At 46.9% G+C, this 23,566-nt stretch carries 23 protein-coding genes, 1 tRNA gene and 2 pseudogenes; 6 read left to right on the forward strand and 20 right to left on the reverse strand.

Annotated features, from left to right (window positions below; translation table 11 throughout):
- Nucleotides 1-203: 203 nt before the first annotated feature.
- Together IPG31_03665 and IPG31_03670 are read right to left on the reverse strand one after the other, a co-directional pair.
- Nucleotides 204-1,085 carry a transglycosylase SLT domain-containing protein gene (locus IPG31_03665; protein MBK6617490.1) on the reverse strand — a complete coding sequence of 294 codons (882 nt, stop codon included), beginning with the start codon at nt 1,083-1,085 and terminating at the stop codon, nt 204-206.
- 160 nt (nt 1,086-1,245) lie between these two features.
- Nucleotides 1,246-1,866 carry an exopolysaccharide biosynthesis protein gene (locus tag IPG31_03670; GenBank protein MBK6617491.1) on the reverse strand — a complete coding sequence of 207 codons (621 nt, stop codon included), beginning with the start codon at nt 1,864-1,866 and terminating at the stop codon, nt 1,246-1,248.
- A gap of 247 nt (nt 1,867-2,113) precedes the next feature.
- On the opposite strand from IPG31_03670, the gene IPG31_03675 reads away from it, so the two are divergent.
- On the forward strand, nt 2,114-2,254 hold the full coding sequence (locus IPG31_03675) for a hypothetical protein (protein MBK6617492.1): 141 nt from the start codon (nt 2,114-2,116) through the stop codon (nt 2,252-2,254).
- Between the two features lie 115 nt (nt 2,255-2,369).
- On the opposite strand, the gene bamC is transcribed toward IPG31_03675, so the two are convergent.
- The 4 genes from bamC to IPG31_03695 all read right to left on the reverse strand — a co-directional run bounded on the left by bamC (nt 2,370) and on the right by IPG31_03695 (nt 8,623).
- Nucleotides 2,370-3,518: an outer membrane protein assembly factor BamC gene (gene bamC / locus IPG31_03680; GenBank protein ID MBK6617493.1), complete on the reverse strand. Its 1,149-nt coding sequence runs from the start codon at nt 3,516-3,518 to the stop codon at nt 2,370-2,372.
- A 9-nt stretch (nt 3,519-3,527) separates the two neighbouring features.
- Nucleotides 3,528-4,406: a 4-hydroxy-tetrahydrodipicolinate synthase gene (locus tag IPG31_03685; GenBank protein ID MBK6617494.1), complete on the reverse strand. Its 879-nt coding sequence runs from the start codon at nt 4,404-4,406 to the stop codon at nt 3,528-3,530.
- A gap of 76 nt (nt 4,407-4,482) precedes the next feature.
- Nucleotides 4,483-7,074 (reverse strand): ATP-dependent chaperone ClpB, encoded by a 2,592-nt coding sequence (clpB, locus tag IPG31_03690; GenBank protein MBK6617495.1) that lies wholly within the window; start codon nt 7,072-7,074, stop codon nt 4,483-4,485.
- Nucleotides 7,075-7,141: 67 nt separating this feature from the next.
- Nucleotides 7,142-8,623, reverse strand: a complete 1,482-nt coding sequence (locus IPG31_03695; GenBank protein MBK6617496.1) for an FMN-binding glutamate synthase family protein — start codon at nt 8,621-8,623, stop codon at nt 7,142-7,144.
- 42 nt (nt 8,624-8,665) lie between these two features.
- Here IPG31_03695 and nadC point away from each other — a divergent pair, with 42 nt between their 5' ends.
- On the forward strand, nt 8,666-9,514 hold the full coding sequence (gene nadC, locus IPG31_03700) for a carboxylating nicotinate-nucleotide diphosphorylase (protein ID MBK6617497.1): 849 nt from the start codon (nt 8,666-8,668) through the stop codon (nt 9,512-9,514).
- 102 nt (nt 9,515-9,616) lie between these two features.
- Here the strand turns inward: nadC and IPG31_03705 are convergent, their stop codons facing one another.
- Genes IPG31_03705 through queD form a run of 3 tightly spaced genes read right to left on the reverse strand, consistent with a single transcriptional unit; the run spans nt 9,617 to nt 11,513 of the window.
- Nucleotides 9,617-10,276, reverse strand: a complete 660-nt coding sequence (locus IPG31_03705; protein MBK6617498.1) for an ankyrin repeat domain-containing protein — start codon at nt 10,274-10,276, stop codon at nt 9,617-9,619.
- Nucleotides 10,248-11,045: a TatD family hydrolase gene (locus IPG31_03710; GenBank protein ID MBK6617499.1), complete on the reverse strand. Its 798-nt coding sequence runs from the start codon at nt 11,043-11,045 to the stop codon at nt 10,248-10,250. The genes IPG31_03705 and IPG31_03710 overlap by 29 nt, the downstream gene beginning before the upstream one ends.
- 12 nt (nt 11,046-11,057) lie before the next feature.
- Nucleotides 11,058-11,513 carry a 6-carboxytetrahydropterin synthase QueD gene (gene queD / locus IPG31_03715; protein MBK6617500.1) on the reverse strand — a complete coding sequence of 152 codons (456 nt, stop codon included), beginning with the start codon at nt 11,511-11,513 and terminating at the stop codon, nt 11,058-11,060.
- Between the two features lie 136 nt (nt 11,514-11,649).
- Between queD and IPG31_03720 the strand changes: the two genes are divergently transcribed.
- Nucleotides 11,650-12,510 carry a radical SAM protein gene (locus tag IPG31_03720; protein ID MBK6617501.1) on the forward strand — a complete coding sequence of 287 codons (861 nt, stop codon included), beginning with the start codon at nt 11,650-11,652 and terminating at the stop codon, nt 12,508-12,510.
- Nucleotides 12,511-12,526: 16 nt separating this feature from the next.
- On the opposite strand, the gene IPG31_03725 is transcribed toward IPG31_03720, so the two are convergent.
- The 6 genes from IPG31_03725 to rfbC form a co-directional block, all read right to left on the reverse strand.
- Complete coding sequence (locus IPG31_03725; GenBank protein ID MBK6617502.1) at nt 12,527-12,817, reverse strand: transcriptional regulator; 291 nt, start codon at nt 12,815-12,817, stop codon at nt 12,527-12,529.
- Nucleotides 12,818-12,990: 173 nt separating this feature from the next.
- The gene (locus IPG31_03730; protein MBK6617503.1) at nt 12,991-13,908 is read right to left on the reverse strand and encodes an alpha/beta hydrolase; all 918 of its coding nucleotides are present in this window, start codon (nt 13,906-13,908) and stop codon (nt 12,991-12,993) included.
- Nucleotides 13,909-13,966: 58 nt separating this feature from the next.
- On the reverse strand, nt 13,967-14,506 hold the full coding sequence (locus tag IPG31_03735; GenBank protein ID MBK6617504.1) for a polyisoprenoid-binding protein: 540 nt from the start codon (nt 14,504-14,506) through the stop codon (nt 13,967-13,969).
- A gap of 85 nt (nt 14,507-14,591) precedes the next feature.
- Nucleotides 14,592-15,440: a hypothetical protein gene (locus IPG31_03740; GenBank protein ID MBK6617505.1), complete on the reverse strand. Its 849-nt coding sequence runs from the start codon at nt 15,438-15,440 to the stop codon at nt 14,592-14,594.
- Nucleotides 15,441-15,463: 23 nt separating this feature from the next.
- Nucleotides 15,464-16,822, reverse strand: a complete 1,359-nt coding sequence (gene radA, locus IPG31_03745; protein ID MBK6617506.1) for a DNA repair protein RadA — start codon at nt 16,820-16,822, stop codon at nt 15,464-15,466.
- Between the two features lie 21 nt (nt 16,823-16,843).
- Nucleotides 16,844-17,398 carry a dTDP-4-dehydrorhamnose 3,5-epimerase gene (gene rfbC, locus IPG31_03750; GenBank protein ID MBK6617507.1) on the reverse strand — a complete coding sequence of 185 codons (555 nt, stop codon included), beginning with the start codon at nt 17,396-17,398 and terminating at the stop codon, nt 16,844-16,846.
- A 120-nt stretch (nt 17,399-17,518) separates the two neighbouring features.
- Between rfbC and IPG31_03755 the strand changes: the two genes are divergently transcribed.
- Both IPG31_03755 and IPG31_03760 read left to right on the forward strand, forming a co-directional pair.
- A tRNA-Ser gene (locus tag IPG31_03755) sits at nt 17,519-17,611 on the forward strand.
- A 484-nt stretch (nt 17,612-18,095) separates the two neighbouring features.
- Nucleotides 18,096-18,824: a DUF2490 domain-containing protein gene (locus IPG31_03760; protein ID MBK6617508.1), complete on the forward strand. Its 729-nt coding sequence runs from the start codon at nt 18,096-18,098 to the stop codon at nt 18,822-18,824.
- A 5-nt stretch (nt 18,825-18,829) separates the two neighbouring features.
- Here the strand turns inward: IPG31_03760 and IPG31_03765 are convergent, their stop codons facing one another.
- Together IPG31_03765 and IPG31_03770 are read right to left on the reverse strand one after the other, a co-directional pair.
- On the reverse strand, nt 18,830-19,321 hold the full coding sequence (locus IPG31_03765; protein MBK6617509.1) for a TlpA family protein disulfide reductase: 492 nt from the start codon (nt 19,319-19,321) through the stop codon (nt 18,830-18,832).
- Between the two features lie 26 nt (nt 19,322-19,347).
- Nucleotides 19,348-20,646, reverse strand: a complete 1,299-nt coding sequence (locus IPG31_03770) for an exo-alpha-sialidase (protein ID MBK6617510.1) — start codon at nt 20,644-20,646, stop codon at nt 19,348-19,350.
- Between the two features lie 198 nt (nt 20,647-20,844).
- Between IPG31_03770 and IPG31_03775 the strand changes: the two are divergent.
- Nucleotides 20,845-21,201, forward strand: a pseudogene (locus IPG31_03775) (transposase).
- 73 nt (nt 21,202-21,274) lie between these two features.
- Here IPG31_03775 and IPG31_03780 read toward each other — a convergent pair.
- The 3 genes and pseudogenes from IPG31_03780 to IPG31_03790 form a co-directional block, all read right to left on the reverse strand.
- A complete protein-coding gene (locus IPG31_03780) occupies nt 21,275-21,706 on the reverse strand; it encodes a polymer-forming cytoskeletal protein (protein ID MBK6617511.1) in 432 nt (143 codons plus the stop codon).
- Nucleotides 21,661-22,456, reverse strand: a pseudogene (locus tag IPG31_03785) (hypothetical protein). The gene IPG31_03780 and the pseudogene IPG31_03785 overlap by 46 nt, the downstream one beginning before the upstream one ends.
- A 34-nt stretch (nt 22,457-22,490) precedes the next feature.
- Nucleotides 22,491-23,519: an N-acetyl-gamma-glutamyl-phosphate reductase gene (locus tag IPG31_03790; protein ID MBK6617512.1), complete on the reverse strand. Its 1,029-nt coding sequence runs from the start codon at nt 23,517-23,519 to the stop codon at nt 22,491-22,493.
- Between the last annotated feature and the right edge of the window lie 47 nt (nt 23,520-23,566).

Here is a 23,566-nt window from a genome sequence, read left to right on the forward strand (position 1 = left end):
TAAAGGAGAAGCCTGTAATCAGATACTCGAATACCTGTTTATTTGAAATATAGCGAGAATCGGCTATTAACGGACTTGGTAAAAATGAAAATTAACGTTAAGTTATGGATATGGCGCATTATTCCCAAAATTAACCCAGCTTTGTCTTTCCTTAAAAACAAAAAAAACCAACAAATCCTGGTTTACGCACCAATTAATATTTATTACTCTGCAGATGTGAAGATGAAAGATGATCGGTTAATTATTTCGGGCTGATAAGGATGAATAGTTTTCTGGTAGCGCTGGAGAATTTTGTCGACATACTTAACGGTTTCAGGATAAGGAGGAATACCACGATACTTTTCAACCGCACCTTCTCCTGCGTTATAAGCAGCAACCACCCACGCAACATTTCCCCTGAAATAGGCAAGCAGCCATCTTAGATAGGCAAGTCCACCTTTGATGTTTTCCTCGGGATCAAAACTGTCCTTGACCTGAAAACGTTGGGCAGTCGCCGGGATAAGCTGCATGAGTCCCTGGGCATTTTTTGGAGAAACCGCACGACTGTTAAAAGCAGATTCAACAGAAATAATAGCCAGTACTAAATTTGGATCCACCCGGTATTCCAGCGCTAATTTATACACTAACGAGATAACGGATTGTTGCCCTACAGGGTAAGTCATCTGTTGATTGCCCGCATAATTGATGCTCGCAGAGGAAACTATTTCACAACCACGTAAAGTGGTATTGGATCGATTGTCTGATGGCAGGTAAGCAATCATTTTTTGCGCACCCGGGTGTTTCTTTTTAGCTGCTCGGGTAAACAATGCTGCGGCAGTCTTTTCATCTCGCGTTACCCCGCGCCCATTGGCATACATCCACCCTAGTGCGTATAGTCCATCGGACGAACCCCGCCGCGCAGCAAGGCAGTAATATTCCATCGCTTTAGCGTAGTCTTTAGGGATACCTTCACCATGCTCATACTGTTGTCCCAATGCAAGTAATGTTTTGAAGTTACCTGCTTTTGCATGGGTGCACGCGAGTAATAGCCCGCACAACAAACCTATTGATTTTTGAGAGAACAGATTAGAGAAATAGGAAGCCATAGGTAGTTATCCTGGAAATATTCTGGTACCCATAAAGCGGCACAGAACGTGACAGCATAAATATCATCCACCTTACCAATTGATCTTGAAGATAATATACACCAGCATATATCAATAAACCTGATCGAAATAGACGGTCAATTCTCTCCGCTTATTGTTATCAAAAAAAATCCGGCATAGAGACTCCCATCCATAAAAGAGCCAACACCACCAGAGTAATGCCAACCCCCACGGTACCAACGATCATACCCACAATAATAGTTAACCCATCCTTGCTAAGCAATCCCAAAGACATGATAAGAATACCCCAGCCAGGAGGAAAATTAGTTAACGGAATCGGCAGTGCAATTGAAAGTGAAAATATAAATGCAAAAATACCAATAATACGTTCCCACGCATGCGTGCTGATATAAGTCAATCTCGGGTGGAGATAGCTCTCGATTTTACGCAACCAGGGCGTGGCTTTCTGTACCATTTTATCGAGATTTACTTTTTTGATTTGCTTGGCTGCCAGCCATTGAGGAATCCAGGGTGATTTCATACCCCACATCATCTGCACGGAAAAAATAAATAGTGGTATCGAAAAAAAAGTGGTATACCCTGGCGGCACCGGAACCGGTAAACATAGTGGCAATGCGGCAATGGCCAGCAATACGCCAAACCCTCTCTCATGCAAAGAATTTTTTATCTCCCTCACACTGATGACTTCATTATGGTTTTGCACCACAATTAACTGCAGCAATTCGGATGTGTTACTTTCTTTTTGCTCAGGATTCTCCAATTCAGTCCCCTAGTTATGTGATTCACCCATTTTATACAGATAACAGGCGCCTGATTTACTTTCTAAATTGCATTAAGCCTTATTTTGAAATCGTTATTTTATTCCCCACCCAAGGACTCAAACTACTCGACAGCGGAGCGCTATCCGGCACTTATCGCTTATTTTAGTTCTTGAGTAAAGCCCCCGTCTCGTTATATACTGTGAACCCACAATGTAGTTTTTGTGCAATCTTATTAAGGAATTTACAATGAAATCTGTATATGTATTGGCTATCGTCGCAGCAATGGTATTAGCAGCATGTGGACGCCCAGAACAACCACAACCTACTACCCAAAAAGAAGCTTTTGAAAAAATTCAGTCTGGTGCAGGACAAGATTCCAAAGAATAATATTATTCTTTACTAAGACCTGACCATAAAAAAACCGCCATTTGGCGGTTTTTTTATGGTCAATGGTGTGATTGTAATGCATTGCTATCAATAGCGCGTAAGCTATTGGCTGTCTCTATTTCAATTGCTCGTATAACAAACTGGTAATACGCTTGGCAATTGCGGATTCAGCTGGTGTTCCATCAACGTTTCTTATCACGGCCTCACTGTTCAAACCAATTTCATTAACTTGAATTTGATATTTTTCAGCCACTTTATCGGTATCGGTTTTCCAGAAAGCAATCTTTGATAGCAATCCTTCCCCCTTGTTTACCTGGCGAGCTTCTTCCGCGCTAACGTAGCGAACAAAGTAAATGCCGTTGGTTCGATCCCTGTCTTCCACTGTAAATCCTACCCGATCCAGAGCCAACCCCACTCTGCGCCACGCACGATCAAATGCTTCTTTAATAATCAGCACGCCTTCCCTGCTGTTATCAATGAAGGCACGTGTTTCAGCAACATTTTCACTGGCGGCTACTTCAATAATCGCCCGCTCCTCCTCCACCCCAAAATGCTTCATCATTCGCGTTAGCATTTCTGCTTCCAGTTCAGGATCAGCCTGTCTTGGCTGCCAAATTGTACGATTAGTACTTCGATCAGCAAGTACTTCAATCATCCCTCGATGACTGATATAAATCTCAGTATTACCAGTTTCGCTACGTTCCAGACGGGCACGAAACTTATCCCGCTCTGCGGTCGAGTACAAACCATCCAGAAAAGTGGAGAGCGCGCTGCGAATAATATCTTGTGGAATCTTGGCACGATTCTCCGCCCAATCAGTTTCCATAATGCCGACGTCTGGCGCCTCCAGTTTGAGCAAGAACCCCATATCCTGCCAGAATTCCTTAACCTGTGGCCAAACGACCTCTGGTGCACGCGGCACTACCAACCAGCGCTGCGTACCGGCGCGAGCCATCCGAACATCTCCCTGCATTTCGGTTGCAGATAAAATAGAAGATTCGGTGCGTGTATTACCCTGACCACCCTGCACACGACCATCATAGGCGGAAAAGGTGGCACTTCCTGGTGTATTGATATCCGGAACGGTAAAACGATCTTCAGTATCAGGCAAAGTCAAATCTGGAGGGATTTCAAGTGGAGGCAGTTTACCTGCCGACTTATAGTTAATTTTGTCTGCTTCAGGCAATAGATTACAACCTGACAGCAAAACCAGAAGTGCAAGACACGATATAGTGAGTTTGTGTTTATACTGCCTGTTCCGCATGAACAACCCTTACGTGATAACGCCAGCATGTCGCATGGCTTCCTTGATCAATTCGTGATACTTGCTGGATAGCACCGTCAATGGCAAACGCAATTCATTTCCAATAAACCCCATCTGGGCAACTGCCCATTTGACTGGAATGGGGTTGGCTTCCACGAATAAATTGGTATGCAGTTTGAACAGCTGATTATTGATATGCCGCGCTTCCGCCAACTTACCCGTAAACGCTGCATCACACATTTCGTGCATACGTCTTGGCGCGACATTTGCCGTAACCGAAATAACGCCATGACAACCAAGCAGCAGCAATGCCAGTGAAGTTGCATCATCTCCACTATAAACCAGAAAACCTTCAGGCACTCGCATCAACAAATCGCATCCACGCGCAATATTTCCGGTGGCATCCTTAATACCGATGATGCCGGGAATCTGCGCCAGCCTGATTGCTGTGTCGTTCTCGATATCGACAACCGTTCGTCCGGGCACATTATATAAAATCAGTGGAATATCCACTGCCTCAGCGATAGCCTTAAAATGCTGGTACAGACCTTCCTGAGTCGGCTTGTTGTAATAAGGCGCAACCGACAGGCAGGCATCAGCACCGGCGTTCTTTGAAAATACGGTTAACTCGACGGCTTCCCGAGTTGAATTGGCACCCGTACCCGCAATGACAGGAATACGCCCTGCAGCATGCTTAACAGCAGTACGAATCAACAGGTGATGTTCCTCAAAGTCCACTGTTGGTGATTCACCAGTCGTGCCAACCACCACGATACCGTCCGTTTTTTGCTCCACATGAAAGTCAATCAGGGAACAGAATCTGTCCAGATCCAGCCCCCCATCTTCCAGCATGGGAGTCACCATTGCTACCAGACTACCTGTAAACATGGGCGTTTCTTCCAAAGAAAAATGATGGCCATTTTACCTGAATACGCACTCCTTGCTTTCTAACTTCACATGGTCCTCAGCCACCTTCGACAAATCGTATGATTCCATTTTCGCAGGTTACAGAAATAGTGCTGCCCGCTCCGAAGCGTCCCTCCAGCAATTCCCTGGCAAGCGGATTCTCTATCTGGGATTGAATCGCTCTTTTCAAAGGACGGGCACCGAAAACCGGATCAAAACCGGCTTGTGCCAGTTCGGCAAGCGCTGGCTCGTCAATACTCAGTTTAATTTCCAATTTCGCCAATCTTGATCTGAGATACCCCAGTTGAATTGCTGCGATTGATTTGATATGACGTTCATCCAGTGCATGAAAAACAACGACTTCATCGATACGATTAATGAATTCCGGGCGGAAGTAGGTTTTGACTTCTCCCATGACAGCAAGCTTGATCACCTGATAATCGTCCCCAGCCATTTGCTGAATCATTTGTGAACCCAGATTGGAGGTCATGACGATCACCGTGTTCTTGAAATCAACCGTGCGCCCCTGGCCATCGGTCATGCGGCCATCATCCAGTACTTGCAACAGCACATTGAAGACATCCGGGTGCGCTTTTTCAACTTCATCGAGCAGAATGACTGAATAAGGTTTGCGTCGCACCTGTTCAGTCAAATAACCACCTTCTTCATAACCAACGTATCCTGGTGGCGCGCCGATCAGTCTTGAAACAGAATGCTTCTCCATAAATTCCGACATGTCCACCCGTATCAGATGATCTTCCGAGTCAAACAGAAACGCAGCCAGTATTTTGCATAATTCGGTTTTTCCCACACCGGTTGGCCCAAGGAAAAGAAAAGAACCGTAGGGTCGATCCGGATCAGCCAGACCCGAACGCGAACGTCGGATAGCATCGGAAACCAGTTGTACGGCTTCATTCTGACCAATAACACGCTCATGTAATTTGGCTTCCATGTGTATTAATTTTTCGCGCTCTCCCCGCATCATTTTTGCAACTGGTATGCCAGTTGCACGTGAGACGACTTCAGCGATTTCTTCCGCGCCCACTTGTGTGCGAAACAGTTTTGGCTGCACATTCTCACCGGAAACCTCAGCCTGATGAGTTTGTTCGATCAAGCGTGCTTCCAGCTGCGGAATGTCGCGGTAAAGCAGTTCTGCGGCTTTCTGCAAATCACCGCTGCGCCGCGCGGCTTCTTCTTCCCGGCGCAGTCGCTCCAATCCTTCCTTGGTGTCTTGTGATCCCCTGGCGCGTGATTTTTCGATTTTCAGGATTTCATCCAGATCCGCATATTCACGTTCGAGTTTGTTGATTTCCTCTTCAAGTAAGGCCAGCCGTTTTTTGGAAGCGTCATCTTTTTCTTTTTTAACTGCCTCGCGCTCTATTTTCAGCTGAATCAGACGGCGACCCATTTTATCCATGATTTCAGGCTTGGAATCCTGTTCCATGCGAATGCGCGCAGCCGCTTCATCGATCAGATCAATGGCCTTGTCGGGTAAAAAACGGTCGGTGACATAGCGATGCGAAAGCTCGGCAGCAGCAACGATTGCCGGATCGGTAATTTCCACGCCGTGATGCAATTCATATTTTTCCTGCAGACCGCGCAGAATGGCGATCGTCGCTTCCACGCTCGGTTCGTCTACTATGACTTTCTGAAAACGGCGTTCGAGCGCCGCATCTTTTTCAACATATTTACGGTATTCATCGAGTGTGGTTGCACCAACACAGTGTAGTTCGCCGCGCGCCAATGCGGGCTTCAACATATTGCCGGCATCAATTGCGCCTTCCGCCTTGCCTGCGCCGACCATGGTATGCAATTCATCAATAAAAACGATGGTACGCCCTTCATCCTGTGACAATTCTTTCAGAACCGCTTTAAGCCGCTCCTCAAACTCTCCCCGGTATTTTGCGCCTGCCAGCAATGAAGCCATATCCAGCGAGAGTACGCGCTTGTTTTTCAGTGTTTCCGGAACTTCACCATTCACAATCCGCTGCGCGAGTCCTTCGACGATAGCGGTTTTGCCCACACCCGGCTCACCGATCAGTACCGGATTGTTTTTGGTACGTCGTTGCAATACCTGAATTGTGCGCCGGATTTCATCGTCGCGGCCGATAACCGGGTCGAGCTTACCCATGCGTGCCCGTTCGGTCAGATCCAGCGTATATTTTTTCAGTGCTTCACGACTGCCTTCTGCTTCCGCGTCGGCTACCTTCTCGCCACCACGCACCGTATTGATAGCTTGCTCCAGTGCGGAGCGGTTAGCGCCATATTGCTTCAGGAGGCTGCCTGTTTCGCCTTTGTCATCCAGTGCGGCCAACAAAAACATTTCCGAAGCAATGAACTGATCTCCCTTTTTCTGAGCCTCTTTGTCAGTCAGATTCAGAAGATTGCCCAGGTCGCGGGAAACATTAACTTCCCCGCCAGTCCCTTCCACTTTGGGCAAGCGCTCAAGGTTTTGTATCAGTGCCTGGCGCAGGGGCGGCACGTTGACGCCAGCCCGCTGCAACAATGAAACCGTGCCGCCATCTTCCTGTTGCAGTAACGCAAGCAATAAATGTTGAGGTTCGATGTAGGCATGATCCTGTCTGGTCGCCAGACTTTGTGCATCAGCGAGAGCCTGTTGAAATCGGGTAGTGAATTTGTCAAAACGCATATGATCTCCTGGTTGAAATAGGTTGAGTCACTACTAATATGCGGCGTAAGCTGCAAATTTCAAGTATTCAGACTTTTGCCTGCGGATAAGGATGCAGCATATTGAGTGCGGTGCTTTGCCCGGCAGTCTGCACGATACGCACATGCTCGCGAGTAAATTCTCGTGCGTGACGCAATCCGCATGAGTGTGCAATCATGTCCATTTCGCGGTTCACGTTGGCGACGTAATTGGCGACACGCAGGTATTTCTCCTCCACGACCAGTCCTCGCTGCAGGCGTGGATTATGCGTGGTCACACCAGTTGGGCAAGTGTTCAAATGACAGCGCATTGCCTGAATACAGCCAAGCGCGAACATGAAACCTCGGGCTGAATTGATAAAATCCGCGCCGGCGCACAGTGCCCAGGCGCCTTGTGCGGAAGTGACCAGCTTACCGGCAGCAACAACGCGAATACGCTGTTTCAAATCAGATTCGATCAATGCATCCACTACTCTTGGCAATGCTTCGGCAATGGGCAAGCCGGCATGATCCATCAATGTTTGGGGTGCCGCGCCTGTTCCACCCTCGCCACCGTCAATCGTTAGAAAATCTGGCGCATATTCCAGTCCGCGCCGAAGGATCGAATCACACAATTCATTGATGAATCTCCAGCCTCCGATCGCAGTCTTCACACCAACGGGTCGCCCGGTCAACTCACGAATGAAGCTGATCTGATCGAGCAACTCGTCAATGCTGCCGATATCATGGTGACGATTCGGGCTGATGGAATCCTGATGAACGGATATCCCCCTGATCCCGGCTATTTCCAGACTGACTTTCGAAGCCGGCAACACCCCGCCCTTACCCGGTTTAGCGCCTTGTGAAAGTTTGATTTCAAACGCACTGACCTGCCTTGCGATTTCTTTTGCCCGGGAAGCCGAGAAGTTACCCTGTTGATCGCGAATACCGTATTTTGCGGTTCCGATCTGCATGATACGGTCACACTCTCCTTCCAGATGATAGAGAGAAAGACCACCTTCGCCGGTGTTTAGCCAGCATCCGGCTTTAGCAGCGCCAAGCGATAACGCGCGCACGGCTGGTGCTGAAATTGCGCCGTAGCTCATGCCGCTGATATTGAATATGGATTTGGCCTGGAAGGGATGTGTGCAGTAGCCGTCTCCGATACATAATTTTGGTGCGGGCAGTTGATCTTCTTCCAGGATGGGAAAAGCGGCATTGACGAAAATAAATGCTCCCGGCTCACGTAAATCGTAAGTGGAACCAAAGCCAACAATACCCCCCTTATTTTTTGCGTTTTTATAGATCCATGCCCGGGTCGCGCGATTGAACGGCATTTCATCGCGGTCACTGGCAAAAAAATACTGGCGAAAATATTTTCCCTGCGTCTCGAAGAAGTAGCGCAATCGGCCAATAATGGGATAATTACGCAGAATAGCGTGTTCTTTTTGAGTAACATCGCGAATGAAGAAGGTAACAATTGCACCAACGACGATCAGCCCGAGGATGGTGCCAATACTGAAGATAATCAGGTTAAACAGGCTGGTAGGCATAGGGCAGGGTCTTTTTGAACGATAAAGGGATGGATATGCAGTATGTTGAATAATGAATTCATTATCAACCAGGTTTGTCAGGCATTGGCAGAAGATATGGGTGCTGGCGATTTGACGGCTGTGTTGGTGCCGGGTGACGCTTGTCTGAGCGCCAGCGTGGTAACGCGCGAATCAATTATTGTCTGCGGCACGGCCTGGTTTGAAGCCTGTTTTCGGCAGCTTTGTCCCTCCATCAGAATTGACTGGCATATTGCCGATGGTCAATCCGCATCGGCTGGGCAGATTTTATGTGGCGTGCGCGGTGCGGCGCGGCCTTTGCTGACAGCGGAACGAACCGCACTTAACTTTCTGCAGACTCTTTCTGCGGTGGCCACCCGAACCAGGCAATTCGTGGCGGCCATCCAAGGCACGGCAGCATCTATTGTAGATACCCGCAAAACCATTCCAGGATTGCGTATCGCCCAGAAATACGCCGTGCGTTGCGGGGGTGGAATAAATCACCGTATCGGACTTTTTGACGGCATTCTAATCAAGGAAAATCATATCATCGCTGCCGGTGGCATAGAAAATATTCTGCACAAAGCTGCAGAAATCGCACCCGCCAATGTCCTGGTGCAAATCGAGGTGGAAACACTTGATGAGCTGCAACAGGCATTGCGGGCAGGCGCAAGCATGGTACTGCTTGATAATTTCAGCGTGGCTGACCTGTGTGAAGCTGTCAAGCTCAATCAACAGTTTGCTGGTCAGCCAGCCGTGCTGGAGGCTTCAGGGAACATCACGCTTGACAACGTACGCCTGGTGGCAGAAACCGGCGTAGACCGTATCTCGGTCGGCAGCTTAACCAAACACATCCAGGCGGTCGATCTATCGATGCGCTTTGAAGATGTATGATATTGAGGTAATTCAGTTTTTTTATAAATCAGGAATCAAGTGACTGATTCAAGAACCAACCGTAACAGTTAATGTTTAATAGTGCTTTTGGAGGGTTCCATATCAGTCTGTATGGCCATACTTCAGCAATAGTTGCACCATGCTGCTGCGCCCTCCTTTATTTGCCCAATCGATCGCGGTTTCTCCCGTTTCATTACTAATCTGCAAACTTGCCCCCCGTGCGATCAATAGTTTGACAGTCTCATAATGATTGCCGCGTACTGCCATCATCAAAGCTGTCGCGCCGTTGTCGATTGTGGCATTAATGTTCGCACCAGAATCCAGTAAGAATGTAACGATCTCGTGATAACCATTGGTGGCTGCATAAATTAGTGGATTCCAGCCTGCATGGTCAAAGTCCGCCCCATTTTTATGGAGCTGCTTAACCACATCTATCTGACCATGATAGCTTGCCAGCATGATGGCTGTTTCCCCATATTTATTACGCAGATTAACATCGGCACCGGCCGACAGGAGCAACTTATCCAATTTAGTTTTTTTATGACGAGCTGCCAGCATCAGCGCGGTATAACCACGTGAATTGCGAGCATCTGGATTCGCGCCCTTATTAAGTAAATTTGTGACTTGGTGAGTACTATTATTCTCTACTGCACGTATCAAATCCTCATCTACACCCGCCTGAATCTGCATACTCAGAACCAACATCCATAAGAGGACAGCTCCTGAGCTTAGGTTAAGAAAACCCTGCTTCCGGATTATCATTGGCCTTCTCGATATTGAATAGATTAAAAAAATTATTAGTGGTTATCTGAGCGACTTCAGATAGCGTCATGCTCCGTAGACGTGCAATTTCCTCAGCAACATGGCATACATAAGCTGGCTGATTAATTTTTCCACGATGTGGCACGGGGGCAAGATAAGGAGAATCAGTTTCAATCAGCATACGATCAGCTGGCACTTTCATGGCTACCTCTTTAATGACTTTTGCATTTTTAAAAGTAATAATTCCAGAGAAGGAAATGTAGAAATTCATGTCAAGCGCACGCCTGGCGACTTCCCAGCTTTCTGTGAAGCAATGCATTACCCCGCCGATAGACTGAGCATTTTCCTCCGCCATAATACACAGCGTATCTTCGGCTGCGGCACGGGTATGAATGATCAAGGGCTTACCACACTGTCTGGCGGCACGAATATGCTTTCGAAAACGCTCACGTTGCCATTCCAGATCACCTGTCAACCGGAAGTAATCCAGCCCGGTCTCCCCAATAGCAATAACTTTAGGTTGATCAGCCAATTTAGCCAGACAGGTAACATCAGGTTCTTCAGGCAATTCATGGTCAGGATGCACACCAACGGATGCAAAAAGATGTGGATAGGCTTGCGCCAGTGCCAGTACACGTGGAAAGTTTTCAAGATCAACGCCGACACACAATGCGTGCGACACCTGGCTGGCCCGCATATTCTGTAATAATTCGTCAAGATGATCAGCCAGATCAGGAAAATCAAGATGGCAATGCGAGTCTACAAACATAACATATGATAGTTAAGATTCTGCCTTAGTACGGGCGACATCTGCCCAGCAATTAGGAGTTTCAAACAATCGTACATGATCAAGCTGCAACTGCTCCATATAGCACCTTCTGAAGGCATGATCGAGTATGTCGAAAGCAATCAACGCAAGATTCTCGGCCGTTGGCTGCAAATCAAGTACAACTGTTTTATGCTCAGGAATTGATAATAAAAAATCCAGCACTACTTTGTCCTGGGCATAAACCAGGAAAGCATGATCCCATTGATTAATCAGTGCCTGATGAACGATAGATTTGATTTGCGAAAAATCCATAACCATTCCCTGCTCCGGAACACCTTCGTCACTGACAATCTTGCCAGACAGGGTAATTTCCAGCACGTAGCGATGTCCATGTAAATTCCGACATTGACTGGCGTGCGTCGAAATTCTGTGTCCAGCATCAAATTCAAATTTACGGGTAATCAGCATGGGTAACAGTGGGAATCGAATATGAGAACAAATTCTGGTCACCATCTGGTGATCGCTATCTGGATATAATAGCGAGAATTAGTTTTTAGAAGTACGCTGACATCTACATTCAACAAATGAAACAGGCATTATACCATTGCCAACTAACAGTAAAATCTTAGGCACTGATAATCACGATCGTGACAGTGCCGCGCTGACCTACGTTTATCCCGTTATCTCGCGCCGCGCCGGTGGACTCTCGATTGGTATCAATCTCAACCCGAACAACGCCTGTAACTGGCGCTGTGTATATTGCCAGGTACCCAATCTTAAGCGTGGTACTGCGCCACCAATCGATCTGTACAAACTGGAAAGCGAGTTATGCGGTTTCCTTGAGCAGTTATTGTTTGGCGACTTTATGCAGCAGCACGTACCACCAGCAGCCAGAATCATTCATGATATTGCTTTATCCGGAAACGGGGAGCCCACCAGTGCAAGTGAGTTCTCCGAGATTATCACGCTGATTGGCAAAGTGATCCAGCGTTTTCCACTACCTGTCACACTGAAACTTCGACTAATCACCAATGGCAGCCTGATTCATCGCGCTGCAGTTCAGGCAGGGTTACGCCAGATGGCACAACTCAATGGCGAAGTTTGGTTCAAGGTGGATAGCGTAACCAGGGAGGGTCGCATGCGGATCAATCATACCCGTTCCAGCCTGCAACAAATGCGTAAAAATCTGCAATTAAGCGCATTACTCTGCCCAACCTGGTTACAGACTTGTATTTTTAATTGGAATGGGCTTGCGCCTGATGAGAAAGAAACACAAGCTTATCTAAATTTTGTACGTACCTTGCTGCAAGAAGGTACCGATATTAAAGGCGTGCTGCTATACAGCCTGGCACGCCCTTCATTACAAGCCGAAGCAGTCAATTTATCCAGTGCCAGCAGAGAACGGATGGAGCAATTTGCAAATAGCATTAGTGAGCTAGGCATTCTGGTGCAAGTCAATGATTGATAAATGACACCACACTTTACTGATTCAATTGCCTGGCTGATTTCTTCAGACTTTTGTAGAGATCAGGATATTGTGCTTTAAGCATAGCGGCAATAGCCAGGTCATCTCGTTTGACTTTAGTCAAGTCTATGCCATCAATATGCACCAGCCTGACTAATTCTCTGACCGCTCTTGGCATTTCACGCCCACTCTCATAGCGGGATCCACCGCTCTGTGTAACACCGACTTTACTCCAGAATTCCTGCTGATTTAATCCAAGCTTTACACGAATCTCTCTGGGGTTGGGAATATTTTTAAAAAGCTTCATAATATTTTCGCTTAATAATAATGGGTTATGATATAAAAATACTTATTTAATAGTGATACCAGTTTTTGTAAACGTCATAAATCCACTTAACTTAAGCTTCCCATCCCCACAATAAAAGACCGCTCTACCTCCTAATCTAAATTAGAGTTGGAATAATTTATAAAATAACATTCTCATTGACTATGAGATTTGCATCGTAATAAAAAATTCCTGACAATCTGAATTTGTCGAGAATCCACCAACAAGGGTGCATGCCCTACACCCGGCAACTCGATAACCACGGTATCTGCGTGTCTTTCCTTCATTTTAATGGCCATCTGCGCCGGCAATATATCCGACTCTTTTCCTCTTAGCACCAGAACCGGACAATCAAGACGATCCCAATGTGTCCACAAATCAATATCTCTTACAATATCCGGTTGAAAACAAATTGAGATTGCAGGATCGTAGCGTAATGTGACCGTGCCATCGGCATTTTCCCGTGCACTATATTTCGTTATATGACGCCATTGTAAATCTGTCATTTCACCCGATACGGCTGACAAACAGCGTAGATAGCCTTCCAGCTCATTCAGATTATTGAATTTTGGTGATTTTCCAACATATTCAGCAAACGGCCTTAATATGGTAGCGGGTAGAAAAGGGCCAATATCGCTGATCACCAGTGCCTGAATAGGGGTGGGTATATGTGTACGCGCTGCCAGCAACAGGCCAAGTAACCCGCCCATAGAAACACCTACCCAATAAAGCTTGATAGTACGGTTCTGTTTTGTACAGACATGCCTGAACAAATTCTCAAAATCAGACAGATAAACCAGGGGACTGTTATACCCCATAGCATCTGGCAGCCAGTCACTTCGGCCACGACCAACCATATCCACACCGATTACCCTGAAATCACTTTCCAGTGCTCTCGCCAGAAAATCAAAATCACGGCAATTTCGGGTCAGCCCATGTGCACACAAAACAATGTGGCAATTATCCGGATCTCCCCAATCGGTATAGGCAATTTGGTGATAATCACGGGGGTTGCTTTTGTCATCGATGTGCGTTGGTAACTGCAGATAATGATATTGTGTATTTTGGGACACAGACGCGAACTGCTGTTTGTAGAAAATCGAACCAATTAATTACATTTTTAAATAGTTATTATTTTTTATACCCTTCGACACTAATCATCAACTGGATATCATCACCCACGCCAGGCAACGCATATTTCATTCCAAAATCTGAACGTTTTAGACTGCCAACCGCATCTATTCCGCACATTGCCTTATTGTTCATCGGATTCTGTCCACACTTAAACGCGATAATAGTCAGCGTCACCGGCTTGGTAATACCCAGCAAAGTCAGATTTCCATCAATACTTTTCGGTTCATCACCTTCAAACTTCACGCTACGCGATTTATACGCTGCCACAGGAAATTCAACCGTATTGAAGAAATCAGGAGAGCGCAGGTGATCATCACGTTTTTCATGACCGGTGCTGATGGACGCGGTCTGAATCGTAATATCGACAGTACCTTGTCGATTTTCCCGATCAAACGCAAATGTTCCACTGGTTTTGTCAAATCGTCCATGCATCGTAGAAAATCCCAAATGGCTAACTGTGAAATTCGGATAGGTATGCGTAGGATCAATATCATAATTTTCGGCTGCCGCAACTATTTGCAAACTCAGCAACATCATCGGCAGAACAAACCAATAAGCAATCAATCGAGATATCATGGTTTCACCTTTTAAATATATTAAGAATTCAGGATGCTCCAGCTATCTATGACAAAACAGCTCCCTCAGCATACCACGCAAGACCCACCGCAACACTCGCAACCATCATAGTCATGAGTGAAAATACCATAATTTGTATCCGGTATGATCTGGTTTGCATAATTGGCAAGTATGCTGTCGATGGAATCAATGCCATAACAGGCAGGCAATACCAGGGCAGTTTTGCCAGTACCAGTGCCGCACTAACCAGTAAAGCTGGTATTAACGAAGCCGGCAGAGTAAATGTGCGTCCGCATGACAAAGGCTGGTTTCGTACCATTTGCAAAAATAGGTAGGCAGCACTTGCCGCGCCCATCGACAGTCCCAATTGACCAAGCAGAGCGGAAGCCCCCAAAAGCGAACAAAATCCTGCACCCATACCCATTCCTAATCCAGCCGCACCTGCGCGCACCGGCTGAGAAGACAGGCTATCCGTTACCCTTACCTGCCACGTAACAAATAGAGCCAACCCTGTTCCCAGAGCCAGGCTTTCCACAAGCTGTTTTGGTATCAAAATTGACCAGAATACCCACAGCGTTACTGCTGCAGCACTAGCTCCTAGAAAATAACGCACCATACGCCAAGTTGATGGAACAATGGCAATAACCGGCGCCAATGCTCCGGCAACGATTCCCATCAGGATAATTTTCCTGGTAATGGTCAAAGACTCAAAATTAAAATCAGCAATCAGATAAACGGTTGTACAGAACCCAGCCAATATCGCCATTCCAGACAAGTGGAGACGATCAAACAGAAATGCGGCGATCAACGCTACCAGAAATGGTGCAATCCCACTTTGTAAGATGGGATGACTCAACCAATTCATCACCTGCTCATTTATTAACTCACTGATCATAAAATTTAAAAGCGTCTAGTAAATTATGAAAGATTGCGCACATGATTAACTGCCTCTTCAATGCGCTCTACCGCAAAAATCTCAATCCCTTCAATTGGCAGTTTGAACTGGTTGGCTTTCGGAATAATAGCGCGGGAAAATCCCAGCTTGGCAGCCTCCTTGAGTCGCTCCTGTCCGCGTTGTACCGGGCGGACTTCTCCAGCCAGTCCAATTTCACCAAACACCACCAATTTTTCAGGCAATGCCCTGTTTTTCAAAGAAGAAACAATTGCCAGTAATACGGCGAGATCCGCCCCTGGCTCACTAATTTTTACCCCACCCACTGCATTAATAAAAATATCCTGATCAAAACAGGCCATACCGGTATGACGATGCAATACCGCCAGCAGCATAGCCAGTCGATTCAGTTCTAACCCCACACTTAGACGGCGAGAATTGGGCGCGTGCGTTTCATTTACCAATGCCTGGATTTCCACCAATAATGGACGCGTACCCTCTTGTGTCACCATCACACAAGTGCCCGGTACCACACTGCTGTGATGAGAGAGAAAAAGTGCGGAGGGATTGCCAACCTCACGCAAGCCCTTTTCCGTCATGGCAAACACTCCCAGCTCATTGACGGCACCAAAGCGATTCTTGAACGCACGAATCATACGAAATGCAGAATGCGTATCACCCTCGAAATAGAGCACGGTATCAACCATATGCTCCAGCACACGCGGCCCCGCCAGAGCGCCCTCCTTGGTGACATGACCAACCAGAATAATGCTCGTGCCATTGGTCTTGGCAAAGCGGGTCAAACTAGCTGCGCATTCTCGCACTTGCGATACCGAACCTGGTGCAGCCTGCAGACTATCGGTATAAATTGTTTGAATCGAATCAATCACCGCAATTTTTGCTGGATGATGGGATAACGTAGCGATAATAACTTCAAGCTGAATTTCAGCTAGTAGATTGACAGAATTCACATCCAATGATAAACGGCGAGCACGCAACGCGACCTGCTGAGCGGATTCTTCGCCACTGACGTAAAGCACTGACTGTTGCTTTGACATGCGCGATAACGCTTGCAACAACAAAGTAGATTTTCCAATGCCGGGATCGCCACCCAGTAAGACCACGCCTCCTGGCACCAAACCACCACCCAGCACACGATCAAATTCAGCCAGGCCGGTGGAAAAACGTGGTGCATCTGCCGCGTCTACTTGACTCAGATTAAGTATTTTCCCTGCTGCCGCATCCATGACAAATCGGGAGATATCTCGATTAGCCACTTCCTCTATCAGCGTATTCCACTCCTGACAATGGGGACACTGCCCCTGCCATTTGGATGTCTGACCCCCACAGCCACTACAGGTATAACATACCTTGATTCTAGCCATCACCCATCCGCTTGCAGCAAATCAAACAGCTTCTTCGTATACATCCGCATGCTCAAATAATTTACCCTGCATATCTTTCATAGAAAGCACCGGTTCAGACTCAACCGGCCAGTCTATCGCCAAAGTTGGGTCATTCCACAAGATACAGCGCTCATATTCCGGCGCCCAGTAGTCAGTAGTTTGATATAAAAATTCCGCGAACTCCGAAAGTACCACAAAACCATGTGCAAACCCCTCGGGAACCCAGAGCTGTTTTTTATTTTCTGCGCTCAGAATATCCCCCACCCATTGCCCAAAAGTGAGGGAATGACGTCGCAGATCCACCGCCACATCAAACACCTCTCCCGCTGCCACCCGTACCAGTTTGCCCTGGGGTTGCTTGATCTGATAATGTAACCCACGCAAAACATTTTTGACCGAACGCGAATGATTGGCCTGCACAAAATTTACAGACCGTTTAATTCCGGCAACAAACTCAAGCTGGTTATAGCTTTCAAAAAAGAAACCACGCTCATCTCCAAATACGCGTGGCTCAATCAAGCAAACATCCGGTATTTTTAGTGTCACTATTCTCATGAGCAAGCTCCAAATTCAATTACGGTCCTGATTCTGCCCAATGGCTAACTATGACCAAATACTGGTAAAATATGCGCACTTACGATGACTGTTAGTAGTTAGTAATTAGCACATAGACAGGGAGAGGTACCGAAGTGGCCATAACGGCGCTGACTCGAAATCAGATGGTCGGGTTTTCCCGGCACGTGGGTTCGAATCCCACCCTCTCCGCCAACTATGCCCCAGCAGTCGCCCACAGTTGCCAAATATACCCTTATAAATAAATAGTTTCAATAGATTTAAGATAGCACTGGGCAACAGCGGGAAATGTGGGTAACAAGATTAAAATGCGGGCAATATTGAGGGTAAGTTCAAGTACTTCTGAAAACTTATCCTTATATGAAACTCACAGATACAACAATCAAGGCAGCAAAGCCCAAAGAGAAATCTCGCTGCTCTGCCTTACCATGGCAGATGATATAACAGCAGATAGATGGTCATTATAGGGCATCTCTAAAAATCCACATTTCATTACAATACATTTAGAAATACCTTCTGTTTGCAACCCATGCCTATTTACTGTTTTCCGGCCATTTCCAACAAAAGGCTACCTCACATAAACTTCACAAAATCAATGCTAGAATCCGGAATAATTCTCAATAAAGATTAAATAACTTCATTGTTTTTATTAATCCAGATAACCACTTATACTCAAATTATGCTGAAATCGATCAAATATTGGCCAGTCCTGGCTACGCTTGGTTTATTGTCCACTTCTGCTGCAGCTGAGAATATAGAAGAAGATTTTCAGACTTGGGGTGTTTTCGTCGCAACGGGTAGCTTTGGCGCCATCAATCCGGATTGGAAAAATTTCAAATACTGGGTAGAGGGGCAAGGCAGGTTTGGCAACGATACTTCCCGCTTCTCCCAAGGCATGGTACGCAACGGTCTCGGTTATGCAGTCAATGACAAAACCAGCGTCTGGCTTGGTCATGCGTGGGTACCCACCAGCTTGCCGTTTGCTGCCAGAAAAGCATTTGACGAGCACCGTATCTGGCAGCAACTCCTGTGGAGCGACAAATTTTCATTCGGTACGCTTACTAGTCGCACTCGCCTGGAGCAACGCTTCTTCAGCGGCCTTCCCAGATCGGAAGATACAGGTTATCGCTTCCGTCAGTTTATCAAACTGTCCATTCCCCTGCCCTCTATTTCACCCGCTTTTGGGCTGGCATTCTATGATGAATTATTTATCAACCTGAACAATACTGATTCCGGTCTGCGTGACGGATTTGCCCTGAATCGTGGATTCGCCGGGGTGTTCTACCGCCTCAATCAGCATACCGTTTTCGAGATTGGCTACCTTAACCAGTTTATTAACACCAAAAAAAATCCGCGACCAGATCTCATGCAGCATATTCTGGCAGTACAGCTCTTTATGAATTTTTAATGATTTCAAAGTGTTGGTCTTTCAAACCAGGCATGCAGGATTTCCTCGTTGACAATACCCAGATGTTTGAACTGCTTTCCCTGCGCATCAACGAAGAGGGTTAACGGCAGTTCGCCACGCCAGCCTTTATCTACATCCCGGTAAATTATTTCGGGAAAAGATTCGCCAAACACCCAAGTGTAGGCTAATCGAAGATCGTGTTCGGCCAGAGTTTTCCAGACGATTTTCTCATCCAGAAAGGGGTCGGTCGCCACTACCACGATTGCTTGTTCAGGATATTTTTTCTGTAATTTTCCCAGCATAGTCAACTCTTCCATGCAGTAGGTGCAGGTTTCCGACCAGAATACCATCAAAAAAGGTTTTCCGGCATTCTGGGCCAGAATCTGCGCAAAGCTGCCTTTCACGAAAGGGTGAATTGTCGCCGATTGAGGATTGGCAAAACAGGCTGGTGCCAGCCACAACACAGCAAGCATAAGATAGATCATCCACTTTTTCATTTTTGGCCTCTATAAATAGTCGTAGATCAGAAGTGCTGCATGGCCAGTTCTTCACGTTTGCCATCCTTGCTTTGTGTCCACACAACCAGAAATTTATTCCCGGCAGCTACCACACGTGGAAATGCCGCTCTGATACCTGACGCAGAAAGTTTGACCGGCTCGGTAAACGTTCCATTACGCAACCGTTCTGCGGCATAGATTGCTAATCCATCATCAGTAAGGGCATCCCATACCACTACCAGCCTGCCATTAGCGTCGATCGCGATATCGCCATGCAGCCCGGTGTCATCTCCCATTCTTTCAGGTTGCGCCCAGTTTTTGCCGCCATCATCGCTATGTAGATAATAAATTCCACTCTGCTCGGGCAATCCCGTCCCAATGACCGCATGAACGGATTGATCATTCTTACCGGAACCGAAAGCCATGCCACCACCAACATGCGGACAACCTTCAAAAAACCAGTTGAATTCACCTACTGTTCCGAGATGCTGCCATTCCTGCCCGCGCAGAACGCCCATCGACATGTCAGACGGCTGCTTATCCCGATACAGCACATAGAGCGCATCCTTATGCAATCGAGCGGCCGTCCAGCAGCAGGCGCAGGTTACATCGTCCAGCGTAACGTTCTGACTCCAGTTTTTGCCACCATCCCTGGAAAAAGCATGGCGCATACCCTGTGTACCCTTAATCTGCGAAGGTCCATTACGACTGTCGAGCCATACTGCATGCATCTGTTTTCCATTACCATCCACCGAAAAAAAAGCGTGCGAACCTTCTTGCCAGTCAGCTGGGCTGGCGCCAGGCTGCCAGTGTTGGCCACCATCGGCAGAATACGCCACTGCCATGGGGCCACGGCCAAATGGCGCCGCCTCCTTAAAGCTCGTCCAAAAAGCCAGCAAGTTATTACCGGAAACCGCAAGGCGTGCGTCGTTACTGCGTGTCAGCAATGGAGCAAAGGTTTGGCCGGCATCAACCGCAACCGGTTGCGACCAGCTCTTGCCACCATCTCGGGAAGCTTGGAGCACCAAAGATTGCGCTTCATCTTCGCGTTCTCCCAACAGCAGATAGATTTTCCCATTTTTCTCAACGACATCGAGACTAATCACCCCGTTTGGCTTAGGCGGCATTTTTTGAGCGCGATGGTTATGCTCCCCTTCCTTCACGGCACCCGGTGCATCCGCTCTACCAACCTCCGAGGATGCTGTCGACCTGTTTTCAGCCAGTATGTCCGTCTTGGGCAAATTAGATGATGCACAACCCGAAACCACCAGTAACGCCAGTAAAAAAACAGCTATTTCTGTTACCTGCACTATGATCGTTTTCATCAACCCCTCCATTTAATTGGTTTTGTCTGGAACAAGTCATTCTATAGTGCATCCGTTACCAGTCAATGCGACAAATTGTCGCACGGCCATATCAAAGAAATGCACACCAGTGATATCTGCGGGAGAGACTTAAGGAGCCTCTGATCGATAACCGATCACCGATATAATTCTGCATCAAACTTTTTCGAGAAGCCATTCATGAAACCTTACCAACAGATGAGTTTTGCTGATGCCGAATACGCCAATAAGGGCAAAGTCACGCGCCGCGAGAAGTTTCTCGATCAACTTGACGGGTTATTGCCTTGGCAGGCCATGATTGATGTTATTGAACCACACTATGCGCCAGGCAATGGGCGTGGCCGCAAACCATTTGCCCTGGAATTGATGCTGCGCGCGCATGTTGCGCAAATTATCTACAACTATTCCGATCCGGGCATGGAAGATGCGCTGTATGAGATTGAATCACTGCGCCGTTTTTGCGGCATTCGTCTGGAAGCCGTGCCGGATGAAAGCACCATTTTGCAATTTCGGCATTTACTGGAAAAATACGGGTTGATGGGTAACCGTTCCTCGCCGCTGTGCTGTTCGACGCAGTTTTTTAACGGATCTTAAGACCCGTATCCTGATTTTAGTCACTTTCTTCTTTGGTTTTCTTCTGCTGCTGAGGCGGTGCAATCAGAGTGACCAGCTTCTCAGATTGGACCCCTTCTATGCGAATCATTTTCCCTTCCACTGAGGCCCCTTGGTGAATCTTAACAGACCGGTAATGAATATCCCCCATAATTCTCGCATGTGACTGCAGCTCGAGTTCCTGTTCAACATAGATCGGGCCTTTGACCGTACCATTGACCACCATATGTGTCACTTTCACCTTGCCTTCAATCACGCCCTGCTCACTTAACACCAGCATGGAAAGTGATTCGCCTTCTGCCACCACGCTGCCACACACACGCCCATCCACTCTCAACCCCCCTGCAAAATGAATATCGCCCGCAATGGCGGTATTAGATCCAATCAGGGTATCAATATGACTGATTGCTTTGTTTTTTTGCCAAAACATGTGGATTCCTCAAGGGAGTAACTGGATTGTTTTTGTCAGAATAGGTTTGCTTTCACCATTTTCAAATATTCTGACCTGCAGACTTTCAACGACTGTCTCCGTAGGTACCTGAAAGCTTTTTTCCAAACGGTGATAATAGCGAAAATTAACTGGGAATCCCTTAGATGCATTCTCATCCACCAAGGAAATCAATTTCTTATCATCATCCTGTTTTAATTCAACGGCAAATTCCAGATTACCTATAAAATTCTTGAGTCGCTTGCCACCCTGTGCCAGCAAGAGTGTATAAAGATACTCGCCTGGGATCTGGCTTGGTTCCAGTGAAAATCGATGGATAACGAGCTCAGCATCTGCAGCTTCATCATTCCCGGATATCAACCGCTGAAAGAGTGATAAATCTTCACGCAAGCGCTCATTTTCTTCATCCAGCGATTTTACCTGCTTGGCTAGATCCACTCGTGTGGCATTACTAATTTGTAGTTGTCTCACGAGGTCGGCTATCTGTGTACAAAGCGCCTCATTATATTTTTTCAGGCAATTACTGGCTTCAAGTATCTGCTCAAGTGCTGGATCGTTAGTGGCAACATTTCCACTATCCACTGTGCCCGTTCCTTTGCCAGTTTCATATGCACCATAAGCGAGCAAAGCAACCAGCAGCAAACCAATGGCAGTTAACAGTACACGTTTGTACCAAGGTACATGGGCTTTTACCACCATAACCGGTGCACTGATATTGGTTTTACTACGCATCTGCTTGATTATCTCTTATTATCATATCGAGGGTTTAGGGTAGTAAAGGAACGAGATCAATACCAGTCACCTCTCCCAGCCCGAACATTATATTCATATTCTGTACTGCCTGTCCGGCCGCGCCCTTGACCAAATTATCTGTTACGGATAAAACTACTGCCATCTCACCCTGTTGCGGGCGATGAACAGCAAGCCGGCAAATATTGGAGCCGCGAACAGAACGGGTCTCTGGGTGACTGCCTGCTGGCATCACATCGACAAAAGGTTCCCCCCGATAGCGATCCATATATAACGCCTGCAAATCAATTTCTTTGGTTAATCTGGCGTAAAGTGTGGCATGAATGCCGCGAATCATTGGAGTCAAGTGTGGCACAAACGTCAAACCAACAGCTCTACCCGCCCGTTCGGATAACCCCTGCCGGATCTCCGGCAAATGACGATGCCCTGGTACACCGTAAGACTTAAAATTATCAGCTGCCTCTCCAAAAAGAATAGGCACTTCTGCCTTACGCCCCGCCCCGGATACACCCGACTTGGTATCCGCTATCAGACAATCACTATCTACCACTCCGGCTTCGATCAGCGGGAAAAAACCCAGCTGTACTGCTGTCGGATAACAGCCTGGGTTCGCAATTAACCGTGCATGACGTATTTTTTCTCGATTAACTTCTGGCAATCCATAAACTGCTTCCGCTATCAAGTCGGGAGCAGAATGTTTCATCCCATACCATTTTTCCCATAGCAGAATATCCTTAATTCTAAAATCAGCAGAAAGATCAATAATTTTTACATTTGCAGCCAGCAACGCGGCTGCCTGATGCATCGCCACTCCATTAGGGGTTGCAAAAAAAACGACATCACATTGCTCAAGATTAGCCTGTGCCGGATCACTGAATTGCAGATCAATCAAACCACGCAAGCTTGGAAAAAGAACATCAACTCCCTGCCCACTTTCCTGACGAGAAGTAATTGCTTTTATCGTTACCTCCGGGTGTCGCACCAATATGCGTAGGAGCTCAACACCCGTATAGCCGGTACCACCAACGATGCCAACTTTAATCATTTATAAAAGATAGTAATGATTCGGAAAGCTCTATTTTAACCCATTGG

The organism is Nitrosomonas sp., assembly GCA_016703745.1.
GTDB lineage: Bacteria > Pseudomonadota > Gammaproteobacteria > Burkholderiales > Nitrosomonadaceae > Nitrosomonas.